A 253-nucleotide genomic window follows, 5' to 3' on the forward strand; every position below is an offset into this window, starting at 1 on the left:
CCCGATATCCCTGGCCGGATGCTGTCCCACCCGTTGCAACACATCCACCAGGTAGTCATAGGGATTGATGTCGTGCAGCCGACAGGTGGTGATCAGGGACTGGGCCACTCCGGTCAGTTCGGCACCTACTTCGGTCCAACAGAAATTCCAATTCTTTTTCCCCATGGGGATCACCCGCAGAGCCCTTTCCAAATGGTTGGTGTCTGGGGGAACTTCGGGGTCATTCAGAAATACCCGCAGCCCTGCCTCCCGT

Annotated in this window: 1 protein-coding gene; it reads right to left on the minus strand. The window is 57.3% G+C overall.

Features of this window, described 5'->3' with window-relative positions; genetic code table 11:
* Nucleotides 1–253: transposase domain-containing protein (locus IV91_RS0114870; RefSeq protein WP_031599582.1), on the minus strand; the 253-nt coding region annotated here is incomplete at both ends.

Source organism: Ferrovum myxofaciens (genome assembly GCF_000735045.1).
Lineage (GTDB): Bacteria > Pseudomonadota > Gammaproteobacteria > Burkholderiales > Ferrovaceae > Ferrovum > Ferrovum myxofaciens.